This is a genomic window from Rhodococcus sp. DN22 (assembly GCF_036669995.1).
Taxonomy (GTDB): Bacteria; Actinomycetota; Actinomycetes; order Mycobacteriales; family Mycobacteriaceae; genus Rhodococcus_F; species Rhodococcus_F erythropolis.
The window spans coordinates 1,115,094-1,131,832 of sequence record NZ_CP133326.1 but is presented as its reverse complement, the minus strand read 5'-3'; the positions used below and the strand labels follow the sequence as shown (position 1 = coordinate 1,131,832).

Here is a 16,739-nt window from a genome sequence, read left to right as displayed (position 1 = left end):
TCATCCGCTCACTACTGCGGTGTGAGCACTCTCGACTCGAACGCGGTCACCGGTGGTTGCCGCAAGTCCAAGCGTCGCAGCAACTGGGCATTCGCGGCAACGACCACAGTGGATACCGACATCAGGATTGCTCCGACCTCCATCGGCAGCACAAACCCGACGGGCGCCAGTACTCCCGCAGCGAGGGGAACCGAGATCGCGTTGTATCCCGCTGCCCACCAGAGGTTCTGAACCATCTTGCGGTAGGTGGCGCGGGACAGCTCGATGACCGAGCTCACCGAACGCGGATCATCGCTGGCCAGAACAACTCCCGCCGATGCGATCGCCACGTCGGTTCCGGCACCGATCGCGATACCCACATCCGCCTGGGCGAGTGCCGGCGCATCGTTGACCCCGTCACCGACCATCGCCACGCGGTGGCCCGCAGCCTGAAGCCGAGATACCTGCGCGCCCTTGTCCTGAGGAAGCACTTCGGCGAAAACTTCGTCGATCCCGAGCCTGCGAGCCACCGAATGGGCCACGGCCTCCGCGTCTCCGGTGACCATGGCCACTCGAACACCGCGAGCGTGGAGGGCGTCGACGGCCAATGCTGATTCCGGGCGAATCTCGTCGGCCAATGCCAATGCGCCGATTACCTTCTCGTCACGCACTACATGCAGGACCGTCGACCCGTCACTGAGCCACTCTTCGGTCCCCGGGATCGCTGTGGCCCCGACCGATCTCAACATCCCCGGTCCGCCGACACCGACGCGTGCGCCGCCGACGTCCGCAGCAACCCCGATTCCGTTGTGCGCCTGAAAGTCGGAACCCGAAGTGAATTCGAGCGACAACTCCCGCGCTGCTGCGACGACGGCGCGCCCGAGTGGATGTTCGCTGTCGAATTCGACGGCAGCTGCTGCGCTGAGAACTTCGTCGTCGGAGTACCCGTCGACGCCGCGCACACCGACCACTGCGGGCTCCCCCTTGGTGAGAGTGCCGGTCTTGTCGAAGAGAACGGTGTCTACGTTGCGCATCGCCTCGAGGGCCATGCGGTCGGTGATCAGAATCCCAGCCCGAGCTGCTCGTTCCGTCGCGATGGAGACGACCAGCGGAATCGCCAACCCGAGCGCGTGCGGGCAGGCGATCACCAGAACGGTGATCGTCCGGGTGACTGCGCTCTCCGGTGTGCCCCAGATACTCCAGGCGATCGCGGTCAGCACTGCCGCGCCCAGTGCGTACCAGAACAGCAGAGCAGCGGCCTTGTCCGCCAACACCTGAGCACGACTCGACGAGTTCTGCGCCTGTTCGACCAGGCGCCGAATACCGGCGAGCGCGGTGTCTTCTCCCACAGCGGTGACTCGAAGCCGAAGTGCCGAGTCGGTGGCTACGGTGCCGGCCACCACCTGATCTCCGACAGTCCGGCGGACGGTCTTCGACTCGCCCGTGATCATGGATTCGTCCATGTCGGCACTGCCCTCGACGACCGTTCCGTCCGAGGGAACGCGGGCGCCGGGACGAACTATCACCAGGTCGCCGGTGGCCAGAGCTGCGGTGGGCACGGTTTCCACCGACTCCCCCACCACCCGTTCGGCCTCGTCGGGCAGCAAAGCGGCAAGCGAATCCAAGGCGCTCGATGTCTGACTGAGCGAACGCATCTCGATCCAGTGACCCAACAACATGATCACGATCAGAAGCGCGAGCTCCCACCAGAAATCAAGAGTGTGATCCACCCAGTGCAGACTTGCAGCCCAAGAAGCGAAGAAGGCAACGGTGATGGCAAGTGCGATCAGAAGCATCATTCCGGGTTGCCGAGAACGTATTTCGGCGACAGCGCCGGTGAGGAACGGCTTGCCTCCCCAGAAGTACATCACGGTGCCGAGTACCGGTGAGATCCATTCCACCAGAGAGTTTTCCGGCAATGTCTACCCGACCAGATCAGCGAACATCGCATCTGCCGCAACAACCGGAACTGCGATTACCAGCATGACTGCGAACAACGTCCGGAACTGTGCGACATGATCCGCGTGACCACCGTGTGCACCGTGCTCCATCTGGCTATGGTCCATCGCGCTATGGTCCGTCTCGCTATGGTCCATCTGACTGTGATCCATGTGGCGGTCATCCCCTCGCGTGTGATTTCGGCACTGCAGCGGTCAAACCATCAGCCTCGAACGTATGCCCGACTCGGCCACCGAGCAAGGTCACGCGGCCGAGGTCAACCGTTCATTTCTCCTTCAACATCGCTTCCATCTGAGTGATTTCCGCCTGCTGACCGGCAATGATCGCTTCTGCCATCTTTTCCGCCGATGGATCGAGCCCGTTGTCGAGTTCGGTCTGGGACATGGTGATGGCACCCTTGTGGTGCTCGATCATCATCGTCAGCCACAACTTGTCGAACTCCGCGCCACTGGCGTCGGTGAGGGCGGTCATGTCGTCGGCCGACATCATGCCCGGCATCTCGGCCATCCCGACGCCGTGTCCCGCATGCGCCGAATCATCCATGCCCTCCATCGAACTCGACGAAGGATCGGGGCGTCCCCACTTCGTCAGCAATTCCGTCATCTGAGCCATTTCCGGGCCTTGCGCTGCCTCTATCTGCGCTGCAAGAGAGAGAAGTTCGGCATTGTCGGTTCGACCGTCGACCATTCTGGCCATGTCCAATGCCTGCGCGTGATGCGGGTACATCCCTTCGAGAAACTCGATATCGGCAGCATTGACACCCGCAGGAATCTCCGACTGTGCTGCGACGCTGGTTGTTTCGGAAGAATGGTTGACGCTCTCCCCGGAGTTGTCCGAGCATCCGGCAATCAACAGTGCTGCCGCTGCCACAACCGGTACGAACCGTGCGGCGCTCTTCCTGACCGTCAAAGACATGTTTCACTCCCGAAAATTGATTCTGTTCGATATGCACTGCACCACAATTGATTTGACAACAATGCTGCACATGCACAGTTGCCACGTTACCGGCGAAAATCCGCCTCGAAGCCCGATAACCGGCCCAAACAGGCTTCCTTCATCGAATCTTCACAGTCGAGCGGAAACCACCACACGACAGCAATGCAGACACACAGTCGACTAACCTCGGTTTGATGAGCGCCGAACTACGACCTGGTGAGGAACCGGGGCGTGTTCTTGTCGTCGACGACGAGACTGCCCTCGCGAAGGTTGTCGCCAACTATCTGACACGCGAAGGATTCACCGTGCGCCTCGCCCACGACGGGCCGAGCGCAGTACGCTCGGTGCGCGAATTCGAGCCCGCGCTGATCGTGCTCGATCTGATGCTCCCGGGCTTCGACGGCATGGAAGTCTGCCGACGAATCCGCACCTTCTCGGACGCGTACATCCTGATGCTCTCCGCCCGCGGTGAAGAGTCGGACAAAGTGACGGGTCTGGCGGCCGGCGCGGATGACTACGTGGTCAAACCCTTCGGCCCCCGCGAGTTGGTTGCGCGAGTGAAAGCTCTGCTCAGACGGCCACGCGCGTCGAGTTTGCTGCCGAAAGTGCTGCCAACGCCTCCCGGACTCGACATCGACGTCCTGGCGCGCACGGTCCGTGTCGACGACAACCTGGTCGATCTGACCCCCACCGAGTTCACCCTGTTGTCCGCGCTCGCATCCCGACCCGACGCAGCCTGGAGTCGGGCCGATATCATCGCCTCGGTGTGGGGGTCGTCCTGGTTCGGGGACCAGCACATCGTCGACGTCCATGTCCGTGCATTACGCCGCAAACTCGGCGACGACGCGACCGATCCGCGGTTCATCAGAACCGTCAGGGGCGTCGGATACTCACTGAGGTCGTCATGAACACGGTCGTCATGAAAAGACTCGGGCTACGCGGAAAACTACTGCTCGCGCAGCTTGTCGTCCTGTTCGTCGCCTGCCTCGTCATCGCCGCCGTTGCCATCGCCGTCGCTGCCCCGCTCTTTCACAACCACCTCATGATGGCCGGCATCGAAGACTCGAATGTCCGTACCCACACCGAAGAAGCATTCGCTCAGACCATGACCATTGCTCTGTTGTGCGGGATCGCGGTCGCGCTCGTGGGCGCAGGCATCGCCGCGGTCTACATCGTCCGACGCGTCACGGCACCGATCACCATGCTGGCAGAGGCGGCGCAAAGCGTCGCCGACGGGAACTTCGACGTGACTATCGGCAGGTCCGACGTAGATGCCGATTTCACGCGTCTCGAAACGGCATTCGCCGACATGGCTGCACGCCTTGATCATTCGGATCGGGTCCGCAAACGACTGCTTGCCGACCTTGCCCACGAATTGCGCACTCCGGTATCGACTTTGGCTGCGTACGTGGACGGCATCGAGGACGGAGTTGTGCCGACAGATCCTTCGTCATGGTCGGTGATGCGCGATCAACTCGAACGTCTGCGTCGGCTGTCGTGCGATCTGGCGGACGTCTCCGCTGCCGACGAACACGCTCTCGAACTCGATCGCCGGACCGAGAATCTCGACGACATCGTCTGCAGCGCAACGGCAGCAGCAGGGCCACGTTTTGCCGATCGTGGAGTCGAATTGACAACCGCCCTGCCTCCGCAACCGGTCACGGCCGAGGTCGATCGCCAACGAATCGAACAGATCCTCGCCAACCTGCTCGAAAACGCGTTGCGGCACACTCCAACCGGAGGTTCGGTGAAGGTGACACTCGCACGGGAAGGTGATCACCTCACGGTGTCCGTCACCGATACCGGTGACGGAATTCCCGCAGACCAACTCGAATCCGTCTTCGACCGTTTCCATCGCGGTGATCGATCCGACGGCTCCGGTTTGGGACTGACCATTGCGAGGAGCCTCGCGCTGGCGCATGGCGGCAACCTGACGGCCCGCCGCAATGAGCAGCCGCTCGGCAGCACGCTCGTCCTCACTGTGCCGATGGGACTCAGGCAGCTGCCTTGAACGGATCGTGCTCGGCGATCAACTTCTCGAGTCGAGCCTCGTCCACTCGAACCCTGACGGTAGACGCCTCCTGCTGATCACGAATCACCTTGGCCAACGTGAACGTACTGGTGACCAAGAACAGCAAGGACATTCCGAGAAATCCGCGTTGCCACGCATCGATCGGAAGATACGCAATTCCGAGGAGGGTGCCGACAAAACTGACGGCAAAGGCTATTCCGGCCTGCAGATAGAAGGCTGCAGTGGTCTTCGAAGGTGTTGTCGGTGTGCTCATGCTTCGAAGTCTGCTCGCCCATCCCGGCACTCGGATGCGTAGTCCTACTCGAGTGCGCACGGTACTTCCCCGGCAAAAATCAGATGCCGTTACCCATCCTGGTGGATAGTCTCGGTCCGGTATCCGGAGTTGTTCCAGAACAGTTGTTGTTCGACAACAGTCAGACGGCAGGAGTGATCGATGACCCGCAGACATATCGCCATGGTGAGCATTCCGGCACCTGGCCACGTCAATCCGAGCCTGGCGATCATCGCGCGTCTCGTCGCCGCCGGTCACCGCGTCACCTACGCCAACGACGAGTCGATGCGCGAGGTCATCGAGGCGACCGGGGCCGAATTCGCACCGTACGTCTCCACGCTGCCCAGCCTCGTTCCTTCCCCTGACGGCGCCGAACCGGAGAAGAGTTGGGATGGGGATCTGATCGATCAGTTGACGATTTTCCAGGACGACTACGAGGCGATGCTGCCGCAGCTGCGCCAAATCTACGACGACGACCGTCCCGACCTCTTTCTCTACGACATCGCCGGGATCCCCGCGCGAATACTGGCTCAGCAGTGGAACGTTCCCATCATCCAGTTGTCGCCGACGTATGTTGCCTGGGACGGCTACGAAGACGACGCCGCACCGATGTACGACGAGATTCGTTCCGATCCGAGAGGCGTCGACCTACTCGATCGCGAGGCCCGGTTCTTCCGCGCCGAAGGCGTCGAGGTCGATCCGCGTGAGTTCACCGGACGCCCACCCCGTGCAATCGTGCTGATCGCAGAATCGATGCAGCCCAACGCCGATCGCGTGAACCGCGACGTCTACACGTTTGTCGGCCCCGCACTCGAACCGAGCAATCAACCCTGGGTGAACCCGGATCCCGAACGCAAGCTTGTGTTGATTTCGCTGGGTTCAGCCTTCACCGATCATCCGGATTTCTATCGCACCTGCGTCGAGGCTTTCGGCCCGATGGACGGCTGGCACGTCGTCCTCCAGATCGGAAAGCAGGTGCAGATCTCGGATCTCGGACCACTACCCGACAACGTCGAAATACACCGCTGGGTACCGCAGTTCGCGATTCTGCAGCAGGCCGACATATTCGTGACCCACGCGGGTATGGGCGGATCCAGCGAGGGGCTCGTGACCGGCACACCCATGATCGCGGTGCCGCAAGCCGTCGATCAGTTCGGCAACGCCGACTCGCTCGTCGACGCCGGTGTCGCAGTACGCGTCGACGGCGCCACCGTCACGGCAGTAGAGCTTCGTGAGGCGCTGACTCGGGTGACCTCGGACGAGTTCCGCCGACGCAGTGCAGAGTTGGCAAAAGAACTCGCAGCGGCGGGCGGTGTATCTCGTGCCGTCGAGTTGATCGAGGCCGCCCTGCCAGACAGCGGGCGGCGGTAGTGGTGGCTACCAGTGCCAGGCGTCGCCGCCCACGTTCTTGATGGTTCGCTGCAGAACCGTGATGGTGGTGACGAATTCTTCTTCGCTGATTCCCTTCATCCGCTCTTCCTGCAGCATCTGCTGTACCCGCGCGGCGCGATCGAACTGCTGGGAGCCCGCATCAGTAGGGAGAAGGACAGACTCGACTTCACGCGCCCAGCCCAGGTCGAGAGCAGAGTCGACGGCCGCGTCGATCACGTCGGTTGATTCGTTCGGACCGATCGTTCGCAGGAGGACAGCTCGCTCCACCCCTTCAGGGTGCAGCGAAAGTTGGTGCAGGACCCACCACCCCGGCTGGGTCACGCCGATTGCTTCGAGCGCTCCGCGCGTGCGCGCGCGAATCGCTTCACCGGCACGCGCTGTCCAGAATCCGATCGGCTGATTGGCCGGCGGCTGCATCGCTTGTTTGTTCATGGACACGACGATAAAACCTCAACGGAAGTTCAGGTCAACCACCAGCGAGGTGAAGTTCTACATATGTTGTGTGATTGCTCGGCCGATGATGCGGGCGGCGTCGGGGAACTCACCCGGGTTCGGTCCGGCGTAGTTGAGCCGCAAAAACTTTCCGGTCGGTTCTGCCGGGAACCAATCGTCACCGGCCCCGACGATGACGCCGGCCGAGCGGCAGTCCTGCACGACACGTTCGAGATTCGTGGTGTCCGGGAGCCGAAGCCAGAGGTTGAGTCCGCCTTGCGGGACAGCGTCGAGGTGAGCGTCCGGCGCATGCTCGCGCAGACTCGACACGAGGAGGTCGCGTCTGGCCTCGAGTTGCTGACGAAGCCGGCGCAAGTGCGTACGCCAGGCCGGTTGGGTCACGACGTCGAGCGCTACCGCTTGCAGCATCCCACTGACATACATCGAATCCGCCTGTGTATCAGCAAGAATCCGCTCGTAGGCCGGGCCTCGGGCGATCAATCCGGCAACTCGCACCGACGGCGACACGCTCTTGGTCAGTGCACGAAGGTAGACGACGTGTCCGCTGTCGTCGCGTGCAGCGATGGGGCTGGGATCTGCGGTGATTCCGAAGTCGAGCGCCGAACTGTCCTCGATGAGGAAGGCGCCGTGGCGACGGACGGTGTCGAGAACCTTGTCAGCCAACGACGGCGACCACAGCGCTCCCGTCGGGCTCGCGAAGCTCGGTTGTGCGTAGAACGCACGGGCACCGGTCTGTTCGAATGCACGCGAAAGCTCTTCGGGATCAGGACCGTTGGCGCCACTGGAGATCGGAATGACCGTGACTCCGGCCTGGGCGGCAGCCAGGATCGCACCCCAGTAGGTCGGCGATTCCATGAGCAACGGACGCCCCTCCCCCACCAACGCGCGGAAGGACGTCGCAAGCCCACCCTGACTGCCGGGAAGTACAACCACGTCGTTCGGCCCCGGCGGAGTGATGCCGGCAGGAGTTGCGGAACCCAATTCGGAGGCAAACCAGGACTGCAGTTCCGGAAGCCCGGCAGCGAGGGGCCGATTGAACACAGCGTCGGTTCGCGTCGCCCTGGTGAATGCTGCACGAACCAGCCCTTCGGGCAACAGCTCTCGGGCCGGATAGCCGGAATGCAGTGCGATCACGTCGTTGGAGGTGGACTGCAGCGCAATAGGCAGCTGCAGACGATAGTTCGGCGATCCGAGCGCCGCGGTCTGCCACCCGTAATCGTTGGGTCGCACGACGCGTGCGGCGCGTACGAAGGTTCCCACACCGGGACGAGCCTCCACCACCCCCTGAGATACCAGCGTTCGCAGCGCCTTCTGCACGGTGACCGGGCTCGCCCCGTGCAGGCTCACGAGCGACCGAGTGGACGGAAGCTTCGCGCCTGGAGGTGCCGTCGCGATCCATTCGCGCAAGGCTGCGACAATCCTCGAACTGCTATCATTGGACATGTCGAATCATAGTAGCGCTACTCTCCTCTCGCCGCTAGCGCTATCGCGAATCAATGTCCGTTTCCAGACCGAACCCTGAGGCGCCCTTCTCATCTGAAACACAACTCGCCCACCCGAACCGGAGAGGTACGTAACCGCGTGAACACACCCATCGATCAGGCCCGCAAGCTCGAGAATGTCAGGTACGACATCAGAGGGCGAATTCTCGACAAGACCGAAGAACTCGAGGATCAGGGACACACGATCCTGCGACTCAACGTCGGTAATCCAGCCCCCTTCGGATTCGAAGCACCGGACGAAATCATGATGGCCATGATCCGCAATCTCCCTACCGCCCAGGGATATTGCGATTCTCGCGGACTGTATTCGGCGCGCACCGCGGTGGTCCAGTACTACCAGACGCGGGGTATCACCGACGTCACCGTCGACGAGATCTATCTCGGAAACGGCGTCTCCGAACTGATCACGCTGACGATGCAGGCGCTCTGCAATCCCGAGGACGAGATCCTGATTCCCGCTCCCGACTACCCCTTGTGGACGGCTTCGGTTTCACTTGCCGGCGGCACGCCGGTTCACTACCTCACCGATGAAAGCCAGGGCTGGGCACCGGACTTCGACGATCTGGAAGCCCGGATCTCTCCGCGCACCCGAGGGATTGTCGTCATCAATCCCAACAATCCGACGGGCGCCGTCTACTCGACGGAGGTGCTGCAACGCTTCGTCGACATTGCCCGCAAGCATGACCTGATGCTCTTCGCCGACGAGATCTACGAGAAGATCGTCTACGACGGCCGATCCATGACAAACCTTGCGTCGATGACCGGGCGAGACGTTTTGTGTCTGACGTACTCGGGGCTGTCCAAGGCCTACCGCGTCTGCGGGTTCCGAGCCGGATGGCTGGCCATCACCGGACCACTCGAGCGGGCGTCGAGTTTCATCGAAGGCATCAAACTGCTGGCCAACATGCGAATGTGTGCCAATGTGCCGGCGCAGCACGCGATCCAGACCGCACTCGGCGGACGCCAGTCCATCGAGGACCTCCTGCTCCCGCAAGGTCGACTGACAGCACAGCGCGATCTCGCGCACAGCACGCTCAACAGCATCGACGGGATCAGCTGTCAGCAGGCCGACGGCGCGCTGTATCTGTTCCCGAAGCTCGACGTCGACAAGTTCGGCATCGTCGACGACGAGAGGTTCGTTCTCGATCTACTGGAATCGGAGAAGATTCTGGTCAGTCACGGCCGCGCGTTCAATTGGATCGAACCCGACCACTTTCGGTTGGTGACCCTGCCGAACACCGACGACCTCGCGACCGCCCTCGAGCGTCTCGGCAACTTCCTCAGTTCCTACAGCCAGTAACCCGAGAACCGGGACGCCCCCACAAACGACTGAACGCCGACCGGATTTCCGGTCGGCGTTCAGTGGTGAAAATCAGCAGGCGATCAGGCAGTGACGATCGCGTCGAGTGCCGAGTAGAACAAGCCGAGTCCGTCGTCGCTCGGTCCGGTGAGAGCCTCGGTGGCGTGCTCGGGGTGCGGCATCAAACCGACGACGCGGCCGTTGGCCGAAGAGATACCGGCGATACGACGCTGCGAACCGTTGGGGTTCTCCTCCGAGTAGCGGAAGACGACGCGGCCTTCGCCCTCGAGTTCGTCGAGAACATTCTCGGAAGCCTGGAAGCGACCTTCACCCGACTTGAGCGGGATGAGGATCTGGGCGCCGGCCTCGTAACGCGAGGACCAAGCCGTGTTGTTGGCTTCGACCGTCAACCACTCGTCGCGGCAGATGAAGTGCAGACCCTGGTTACGGGTCAGGGCACCGGGGAGCAAACCTGCTTCGCAGAGGATCTGGAAACCGTTGCAGATGCCCAGGACCGGCATGCCTCCCTTGGCTGCTTCGACAACCTTGCCCATCGCGGGAGCAAAACGTGCGATCGCGCCGCAACGAAGGTAGTCGCCGTAGGAGAATCCGCCGGGAACGACAACCGCGTCGACACCCTTGAGGTCTGCGTCGCCGTGCCAGAGTTCGACAGCTTCACCGCCGGCCAGGTTGATGGCCCGAGCAGCATCGATGTCGTCGAGCGTGCCCGGGAACGTGATAACCCCGATACGTGCGCTCATGCCTCGACTCGCCTGACGGTCCAATCCTCGATCACCGTGTTGGCCAGCAGGCCTTCGGCGATCTTCTCGAGTTCGGCGTCTTCGACACTGCCGTCGATCTCCAACTCGAACCGCTTGCCCTGACGGACATCGGATACTCCTGCAAAGCCCAGGCGAGACAGTGCCCCGACAATTGCCTGTCCCTGGGGGTCGAGAATCTCGGCCTTGGGCATGACTTCGACGACGACACGGGCCACGTGCTGCTCCTCGGTACTAGTGCGCGAACCCGGAGTGAAACGCTCGGGTGATGGCCAGTTTACCGGGCGCACCCGAGATGGTTCGCATCGAGTGATCGGGGCGTGACGGCCAACACCCGCGAAACCCGCCTGCGAGTCACTCCAGGGCGGCGCATACTCGAAATCATGCGACTGACACATTTTGGCCATTCCTGTGTGCTCGTGGAGTTGAACGGATCGAAAATCCTCTTCGATCCCGGCAACTTCTCGCACGGATTCGAAGGCATCACCGGCCTCGACGCCATCCTCGTGACACATCAACACCCCGATCATGCCGACCCGGCGCGGCTACCCGAACTGGCCGAAGCAAACCCCGACGCGGTGCTGTACAGCGATCCGCAGACGGCTGAGAAGCTCGGTGGGCGCTGGACGGGAGTCCGGCCGGGCGACCGGTTCAGCATCGGCGACGTCGAGGTGACCGGAACCGGCGGAGAGCACGCGATCATCCATCCGGACCTACCGATGATCGACAACACCGCGTTCCTCCTCGGCGACGCCACCAACCCGGCGCAGTTCATGCATCCCGGCGATTCCCTCTACATCCCCGAACAGAAGGTCGACGTTCTTGCCCTTCCCGCCGCCGCACCGTGGCTCAAGATCTCGGAGGCCATCGACTACCTCCGCGCGGTAGCGCCGCGCGTCGCGGTTCCCATCCATCAAGCGATCATCCGCGACGAAGCCACAGGTATTTTCTACGGTCGCTATTCGGAAATGGCTGCCGACGGCACCGAGTTCCGAGTTCTCGGCGAGGAGTCGAGCGTCGAAGTCGCCTGATTCAGTTCTCACGCACTCACGTCGACGATGATCCAGCCGGTGCTCGTCCCACCGTCTGCATCGGTGAGTGTGTAGAGAATCCTGTCGGTGCCTGTCTTCGTTCCGGCCTCGAACACAACTTCACCGTTTTCGAGTTTTACCGTGCCACCGAGAAGTGATGTCCCCTCGACGCCGGTCACCTTGATCGAATCTCCGTTGCTGTCATGATCATTCGCGACGGCGTCGACGGTGGCCGCGCCACCTGAGCGGACCCGCGCGGTGTCGAGTGCGGCGTACGGCGGGATCGGACTTGCCGTGTACCGACCGACATCGTCGAGTCGAGCCGAGGCAACATCCGCAGCATCGACGATGGCAGCAAATTCGGTGCCGTCGAAGCGCGAGAGGTCGTTGCCGTTCATGATGGTCGATCCCTCGGCGCCACCGCCGTGATAGTCGTCGGCATAGAAGTTGTGGCCCAACTCGTGGCGGAGGACACGACTGAAGGTGCCATCGGGCCCGGCACCGACGTGCGCGTAGCTGTGATCGAGTTCGAACTTCGAGTAGTAGGCATTTCCGCCACCGGATTTGCACACGACAGTCGCCTGATCGACGCTGGTCCCGACTTGATCGGACCACAGTTCTTCCAACTGCTCGAGGTTTTCACAACTGCTCGAATACGGATCTTCGGCGGCATCTGCCCGAAGGACGACCCGACCGAGGATCGGCCGGATTCCGACGTCTCTGATCCAGATCGCAGCGGTTCTGGCCATGGATTCCTCGGCCCGGTCCAGGGCGACGGCGGGACTGCGTTCACCGTGCGCGGAGTACCACTCGCCGCTCAGGTCCAGCCCAACCACGAACTGCTTCACCGTCTTGCCGACGTTTGCTGCCGAGGCCGTCGCGATGGAGGCGGTCGGCCATTGCGGCTTCGCATCGATCGGCGCGGTGCTGCGACCGACCACGTCCGATCCGACGAACTCGATCGAAGCGCCCCGATCGAAAATCACCTGTCCGCGCAGTGTTCCGGCGGAGTCGACGATGGCCGAGACGATTGCGTCCGGATGCCCTTCCACACTGCCGATGTACGAACGGGGCGCCGGGATCACCACATCGGTCAGCTCGCCGCCGCTTTCCTGTACGGCCATCGAGAAGTCGGATCCCCGCAGATTCATCTTGTGAAGCCGCAGTGTGAGTTGCTCACCTTCGTCGTCGACAGTTGCGGTGCGGGTGCCTTCGCTCGCACCGCCGTCGACACCGCCTGTCGGCAGCGTGTGAACCACGCCGGTCGGAGCGGCAGACGCAACTGCCGGGACGATTGCAGCACAGACGACTGCGCCCACAGCCAGAGCGACAAGACCCTCGGCCGACTTGGAGAACCCTCGTGCGCGCATGGTGAACCTCAACTTCGTCTACTAGCGGCAGATTAACTGCACGCACTGTAGCAGCGAAAAGGTTGGGCGACGCCATACTCGAATTCAACGTCCACTTTATGCGACTTTGACCTAATCGGCCCTACTGCCTGCAAGGAACGGGATAAATGCGAAGAGTCTGCCTGCTCGGGCAACCCGGACACACGACACCATCTCGCAGCTATCAAATAGTTGCCAATGACCGAATTCAGGCAGCGCCGAGTGCCTGCGACGGGGAGTTCCATCGGTATACCTGCGAGGTGGCCTCATGAAAAAGCGCGAGGTCCACAGCGTCGAGAACAGCCTGACGTGGGCCCTCGTTTCCCAACTGCTTGGCAGTAATCGACAATCTGACCAGTCCCCCACGCTTGGCGGCGCGCCCGGCTCCGAGAACCAATGCGCGACACCACCACGGCTCGGCCTTGAAGCCCTCGCCGATACCGAAAACCCTTCCCCGCTGCAAGGTTCCACGGGTCAGATCGTGTACTGCGCCGAGGCCTGCCATCGTCCGAAAGCCGGTCTCCGGCAACACCGACATGGCACCAGGCGACACCACCCAGCGCGGCGGTGCGAACACCCGGGTCCGAAGGCCTGCATGCTCGAGAACCCGATCCGCAGCGAGTAGTCGCAGTTTTGCTTCGTGCTTCGACAGAGTGGCGAACTCGGCTCGACGACGCTTGGTCGCGGCCTGGTCGTAGCCGTGCAGAACGATGGCGTCGCCGTGCTCACGACGCTCACGCAGCCAGGCCGTCGTCACCGCGTCGTCGGCCAGTCGGTATTTGTCCTTCAGTCGCGGCGCCACCAGGAGCGACAGGCGGACACCTCGAGCGTCCATCTCGTCTGCGAATCCGGCAGCGAGATAACATGTCTCGTCTCTGATTCCGGATACCGACACGATCAGTTCTGCGGACATACTCCGATAGTGGCAGCTGTGGGTGAACAGCACACTGCCGCCGGATGATCATCCGGCGGCAGTTTTCAGCACAGCTACTAGTTCTTGAGAAGCGCGGCTACTAATTCCTGGGAAGCGCGGCTTCGATGGCGGCGACAACCTCGGGAGCGTCAGGTTCGGTCCGCGGACGGAAGCGGTTGACGACGGTGCCGTCCGGTCCGATCAAGAACTTCTCGAAGTTCCACTGGATGTCGCCCGCAGCGCCTTCGGCGTCGGCAGCCTTGGTGAGTTCGGCGTACAGCGGATGCTGGTTCTCGCCGTTCACCTCGATCTTCTCGAGGAGCGGGAACGTGACGCCGTAGGTAGTGGAGCAGAACGTCTCGATCTCTTCGGCGGTACCCGGTTCCTGCCCCATGAACTGGTTGCACGGGATGCCGATCACGGTCAGACCGCGATCGGCGTACTCGCTGGCCAGCTTCTCGAGCGCCGAGTACTGCGGGGTCAGTCCACACTTGGATGCCACGTTGACCACGAGCACGGCACGGCCGTCGTATTCACCCAACGAGGTGGGCACGCCACCGAGGGTGTTGATCGCGATGTTCTGTACTGGAGTTGTCATAGGTCCAACTTAGCGACTCTTGCCGACTGCCAGTTCTCGCCCACTACTTGTTCTCACCTACTGCTTGTTCTCACCTACTGCTACTTCGATGCTCCGAGAATGCGATCGAGGTCGTCCAGAACGGTGAGGCCGCCGAGCGGTCCGACGCCCGTGATCCAGTAGGACATGTCGACCAGATGTGGGTTCGGGAAGAATCCGGCGTTGTCCGCCACGGCCTTCGGCATCGTGCTGGCATCTGCCGGCTTCGCGGAGGTGACCAGGATGAGGTCGGCGTTGGCTCCGGAGACGAATTCCGGGGAGAGGTCGACGGAGATCGAGTTCTCCCAGTCGCGTGCGGGAATCGTGAGTCCCGCGCATTCGAGAGTGCTTCCGGCAAACGACGTGGGTCCGTACAGCGTCAGAACGTCGTCGCGTGGGCGGATGAGCTGAGCGGTCTTGCCCTCGGTGCTGTGCTTGCTCGCCACTTCCTCGCAGCGTGCCGTGTAATCACCGAGCAGTTCGCCTGCCTGATCGGTCTTGTTCAACGCCTCTGCGACGAACTGGACGTTGTCCTGCCACGGATCGGTCTGGGTCGCCATGTAGACGGTCGGCGCGATGGCAGCGAGTTGCTCGTACAGATCACCGTGCCGCGATTCCGTTCCGATGATCAGGTCCGGGCTCAGTGCGACGATCTTCTCGAGGTTCGGCGCCGCGACGGTGCCGACCATCTCGATCTCCGCGGCCTTCTCACCGAGGTACGCCGGAACACCGGTCGTCTCGCTGAGGACCGCGGTGCCCACGGGAATCACGCCCAGCGCTACCGACGTGTCGAGCTGAACCGGCTCGAGCACGACAACTCTCTGCGGATCCATCGGTACGTCCGTGGTTCCGCGGGCATGGGTGACCGCGTGCACGGTGTCGGCGGACTGACTGTCGGTATCCGTCTTGTCGTCACTGCCACACGCCGTTGTCGTTGCCACGATGGCGGCGAGGACAAAACCACCCAGCACGTACTTCGCCCGCGAGTTACTGCGTTTCATTCCCAACACTCCTGTTACCGACTGCTTTCGACCGTCACAGCCACGCGCATTCACCACGGCTGAGCAAAGGATTCACCATCCAATAGTCTGGTGAGCCTAACCTACGAGACTGGAGCCTCATCATGTCTTCCCTTCCCTGCCACACCTGCAGCGACGGTGTCCTGGGGAAGGCATCTACGCAGTGCTTTCCGGAATTTGTCGCCAATCCGCAAACCAGTCGACGCCCTCACGCCTGTACACGGCAGTCGTCGACCGCCGGCGAACCGATGGTCGGTCGCGCCGGAATGACACATCTGTGGGTGTTGATCGAGCACCCCGGCCCCTGGCCGGCGTCCGCTCCTGACGACGTTCTCCCAGTCGCACTCACCGAAAAAATCTACGCAGCGCAGGGTCGTATCCGCCTCGTGGTGATCCGGCGGCCCCGCAACCGCCGAGTCCTCACCCCGATGTGCGTACTCGCCTGGACGGACGGCACACGTCAGTGGATGCGGGAAGGGTCGGTCGACCGATACGAGGACCTGTCGGTACTGCCGTTCGAATCGATGGCCACCGGAGTGGAACCCGACTTCGGCCGCTCCCGCACGGAACCGCTCTTCGCGGTCTGCACACATGGAAAGAAGGATGCGTGCTGCGCGGAACTCGGTCGCCCGGTCGTGTCGGCGCTGAACGCGGCACAGATCGCAGATGTGTGGGAATGCAGTCACATCGGCGGAGATCGATTCGCGGCCAACATGATTGCGTGGCCCGCCGCAGTCTATTTCAGCCGACTGGACGGCAACTCCGCGATCGATGCAGCCGAAAAATGCCAAGCCGGAGAATTGGAGCTGCTGCACCTGCGCGGCCGAGCGGCACTGTCACAGGCCGCTCAGGCCGCCGAACACGCAGTCCGACGCGTTACCGGCATCGTCGCGACGGACGCACTCGAGAGCGTCACCGAGAGCGTCGACGGAGAACATACGACTGTCGATCTTCGATTGGAGGCGAGAGACTTTCGCGTGGTCGTTCGACCCGGCTCTCCAGGGCAGCCGTTCCGACACGATTGCGGTTCCGGAGGAACTGTCGAATGGAACGGATGGATCGTAGAACACCTTCACGAGCAATCGCACTGACCACTCGATTCCGGTAGAACTGCCCGGCAGGCCATCGAACCGAGATTTGCGCGGACTGACAACACTTCGAATCAGGTC

18 protein-coding genes are annotated in these 16,739 nt (G+C 62.3%); 6 read left to right on the top strand and 12 right to left on the bottom strand.

Annotation, left to right across the window (positions count from 1 at the left end):
* Positions 1-11: 11 nt before the first annotated feature.
* The 3 genes from RA302_RS05130 to RA302_RS05120 all read right to left on the bottom strand — a co-directional run bounded on the left by RA302_RS05130 (position 12) and on the right by RA302_RS05120 (position 2,853).
* Entirely contained in the window at positions 12-1,880 is a 1,869-nt protein-coding gene (locus tag RA302_RS05130) for a heavy metal translocating P-type ATPase (RefSeq protein ID WP_338479619.1), read from the bottom strand.
* Positions 1,881-1,901: 21 nt separating this feature from the next.
* On the bottom strand, positions 1,902-2,045 hold the full coding sequence (locus RA302_RS05125; protein WP_338479617.1) for a hypothetical protein: 144 nt from the start codon (positions 2,043-2,045) through the stop codon (positions 1,902-1,904).
* 157 nt (positions 2,046-2,202) lie between these two features.
* Complete coding sequence (locus RA302_RS05120; RefSeq protein ID WP_019747083.1) at positions 2,203-2,853, bottom strand: DUF305 domain-containing protein; 651 nt, start codon at positions 2,851-2,853, stop codon at positions 2,203-2,205.
* A 215-nt stretch (positions 2,854-3,068) separates the two neighbouring features.
* Between RA302_RS05120 and RA302_RS05115 the strand changes: the two genes are divergently transcribed.
* Positions 3,069-3,782, top strand: a complete 714-nt coding sequence (locus RA302_RS05115; RefSeq protein ID WP_080908998.1) for a response regulator transcription factor — start codon at positions 3,069-3,071, stop codon at positions 3,780-3,782.
* Positions 3,779-4,885, top strand: a complete 1,107-nt coding sequence (locus RA302_RS05110) for an ATP-binding protein (RefSeq protein ID WP_166501893.1) — start codon at positions 3,779-3,781, stop codon at positions 4,883-4,885. Before RA302_RS05115 ends, RA302_RS05110 begins: the two co-directional genes overlap by 4 nt.
* Here RA302_RS05110 and RA302_RS05105 read toward each other — a convergent pair.
* Positions 4,869-5,159 carry a YiaA/YiaB family inner membrane protein gene (locus RA302_RS05105; protein WP_003945505.1) on the bottom strand — a complete coding sequence of 97 codons (291 nt, stop codon included), beginning with the start codon at positions 5,157-5,159 and terminating at the stop codon, positions 4,869-4,871. The two genes, RA302_RS05110 and RA302_RS05105, sit on opposite strands and share 17 nt — an antisense overlap.
* A 180-nt stretch (positions 5,160-5,339) precedes the next feature.
* Here RA302_RS05105 and RA302_RS05100 point away from each other — a divergent pair, with 180 nt between their 5' ends.
* A complete protein-coding gene (locus RA302_RS05100) occupies positions 5,340-6,548 on the top strand; it encodes a macrolide family glycosyltransferase (protein ID WP_166501892.1) in 1,209 nt (402 codons plus the stop codon).
* Positions 6,549-6,554: 6 nt separating this feature from the next.
* Here the strand turns inward: RA302_RS05100 and RA302_RS05095 are convergent, their stop codons facing one another.
* Together RA302_RS05095 and RA302_RS05090 are read right to left on the bottom strand one after the other, a co-directional pair.
* Positions 6,555-7,001 (bottom strand): hypothetical protein, encoded by a 447-nt coding sequence (locus RA302_RS05095; protein ID WP_166501891.1) that lies wholly within the window; start codon positions 6,999-7,001, stop codon positions 6,555-6,557.
* A 57-nt stretch (positions 7,002-7,058) separates the two neighbouring features.
* Positions 7,059-8,465, bottom strand: a complete 1,407-nt coding sequence (locus tag RA302_RS05090) for a PLP-dependent aminotransferase family protein (protein ID WP_166501890.1) — start codon at positions 8,463-8,465, stop codon at positions 7,059-7,061.
* A 138-nt stretch (positions 8,466-8,603) separates the two neighbouring features.
* Between RA302_RS05090 and RA302_RS05085 the strand changes: the two genes are divergently transcribed.
* On the top strand, positions 8,604-9,824 hold the full coding sequence (locus tag RA302_RS05085) for a pyridoxal phosphate-dependent aminotransferase (protein WP_019747078.1): 1,221 nt from the start codon (positions 8,604-8,606) through the stop codon (positions 9,822-9,824).
* 83 nt (positions 9,825-9,907) lie between these two features.
* Here the strand turns inward: RA302_RS05085 and purQ are convergent, their stop codons facing one another.
* Both purQ and purS read right to left on the bottom strand, forming a co-directional pair.
* Positions 9,908-10,585: a phosphoribosylformylglycinamidine synthase subunit PurQ gene (purQ, locus tag RA302_RS05080; protein ID WP_019747077.1), complete on the bottom strand. Its 678-nt coding sequence runs from the start codon at positions 10,583-10,585 to the stop codon at positions 9,908-9,910.
* Positions 10,582-10,821: a phosphoribosylformylglycinamidine synthase subunit PurS gene (gene purS / locus RA302_RS05075; protein WP_003945817.1), complete on the bottom strand. Its 240-nt coding sequence runs from the start codon at positions 10,819-10,821 to the stop codon at positions 10,582-10,584. Before purS ends, purQ begins: the two co-directional genes overlap by 4 nt.
* Before the next feature lie 165 nt (positions 10,822-10,986).
* Here purS and RA302_RS05070 point away from each other — a divergent pair, with 165 nt between their 5' ends.
* Positions 10,987-11,634 (top strand): MBL fold metallo-hydrolase, encoded by a 648-nt coding sequence (locus tag RA302_RS05070; RefSeq protein ID WP_166501889.1) that lies wholly within the window; start codon positions 10,987-10,989, stop codon positions 11,632-11,634.
* A gap of 8 nt (positions 11,635-11,642) precedes the next feature.
* Here RA302_RS05070 and RA302_RS05065 read toward each other — a convergent pair whose 3' ends face one another.
* From RA302_RS05065 to RA302_RS05050, 4 genes are all read right to left on the bottom strand, one after another.
* On the bottom strand, positions 11,643-13,004 hold the full coding sequence (locus RA302_RS05065) for an Ig-like domain-containing protein (RefSeq protein ID WP_166501888.1): 1,362 nt from the start codon (positions 13,002-13,004) through the stop codon (positions 11,643-11,645).
* 226 nt (positions 13,005-13,230) lie between these two features.
* On the bottom strand, positions 13,231-13,935 hold the full coding sequence (locus RA302_RS05060) for a DUF2334 domain-containing protein (RefSeq protein ID WP_166501887.1): 705 nt from the start codon (positions 13,933-13,935) through the stop codon (positions 13,231-13,233).
* 100 nt (positions 13,936-14,035) lie between these two features.
* Complete coding sequence (locus RA302_RS05055; protein ID WP_166501886.1) at positions 14,036-14,533, bottom strand: glutathione peroxidase; 498 nt, start codon at positions 14,531-14,533, stop codon at positions 14,036-14,038.
* A gap of 80 nt (positions 14,534-14,613) precedes the next feature.
* Positions 14,614-15,552, bottom strand: coding sequence for an iron-siderophore ABC transporter substrate-binding protein (locus RA302_RS05050; protein ID WP_020906375.1), 939 nt, complete (start codon positions 15,550-15,552; stop codon positions 14,614-14,616).
* A 122-nt stretch (positions 15,553-15,674) separates the two neighbouring features.
* Here RA302_RS05050 and RA302_RS05045 point away from each other — a divergent pair, with 122 nt between their 5' ends.
* On the top strand, positions 15,675-16,661 hold the full coding sequence (locus RA302_RS05045) for a sucrase ferredoxin (protein WP_225320282.1): 987 nt from the start codon (positions 15,675-15,677) through the stop codon (positions 16,659-16,661).
* The last annotated feature ends 78 nt before the right edge of the window (positions 16,662-16,739 follow it).

Excerpts from the sequence above, each read along its gene's own strand:
- RA302_RS05125 (WP_338479617.1), bottom strand. The coding sequence starts at position 2,045 with ATGGACCATAGCCAGATGGAGCACGGTGCACACGGTGGTCACGCGGAT.
- RA302_RS05120 (WP_019747083.1), bottom strand. The coding sequence starts at position 2,853 with ATGTCTTTGACGGTCAGGAAGAGCGCCGCACGGTTCGTACCGGTTGTG.
- RA302_RS05115 (WP_080908998.1), top strand. The coding sequence starts at position 3,069 with ATGAGCGCCGAACTACGACCTGGTGAGGAACCGGGGCGTGTTCTTGTC.
- RA302_RS05110 (WP_166501893.1), top strand. The coding sequence starts at position 3,779 with ATGAACACGGTCGTCATGAAAAGACTCGGGCTACGCGGAAAACTACTG.
- RA302_RS05105 (WP_003945505.1), bottom strand. The coding sequence starts at position 5,159 with ATGAGCACACCGACAACACCTTCGAAGACCACTGCAGCCTTCTATCTG.
- RA302_RS05100 (WP_166501892.1), top strand. The coding sequence starts at position 5,340 with ATGACCCGCAGACATATCGCCATGGTGAGCATTCCGGCACCTGGCCAC.
- RA302_RS05095 (WP_166501891.1), bottom strand. The coding sequence starts at position 7,001 with ATGAACAAACAAGCGATGCAGCCGCCGGCCAATCAGCCGATCGGATTC.
- RA302_RS05090 (WP_166501890.1), bottom strand. The coding sequence starts at position 8,465 with ATGTCCAATGATAGCAGTTCGAGGATTGTCGCAGCCTTGCGCGAATGG.
- purQ (WP_019747077.1), bottom strand. The coding sequence starts at position 10,585 with ATGAGCGCACGTATCGGGGTTATCACGTTCCCGGGCACGCTCGACGAC.
- RA302_RS05070 (WP_166501889.1), top strand. The coding sequence starts at position 10,987 with ATGCGACTGACACATTTTGGCCATTCCTGTGTGCTCGTGGAGTTGAAC.
- RA302_RS05065 (WP_166501888.1), bottom strand. The coding sequence starts at position 13,004 with ATGCGCGCACGAGGGTTCTCCAAGTCGGCCGAGGGTCTTGTCGCTCTG.
- RA302_RS05060 (WP_166501887.1), bottom strand. The coding sequence starts at position 13,935 with ATGTCCGCAGAACTGATCGTGTCGGTATCCGGAATCAGAGACGAGACA.
- RA302_RS05055 (WP_166501886.1), bottom strand. The coding sequence starts at position 14,533 with ATGACAACTCCAGTACAGAACATCGCGATCAACACCCTCGGTGGCGTG.
- RA302_RS05050 (WP_020906375.1), bottom strand. The coding sequence starts at position 15,552 with ATGAAACGCAGTAACTCGCGGGCGAAGTACGTGCTGGGTGGTTTTGTC.
- RA302_RS05045 (WP_225320282.1), top strand. The coding sequence starts at position 15,675 with ATGTCTTCCCTTCCCTGCCACACCTGCAGCGACGGTGTCCTGGGGAAG.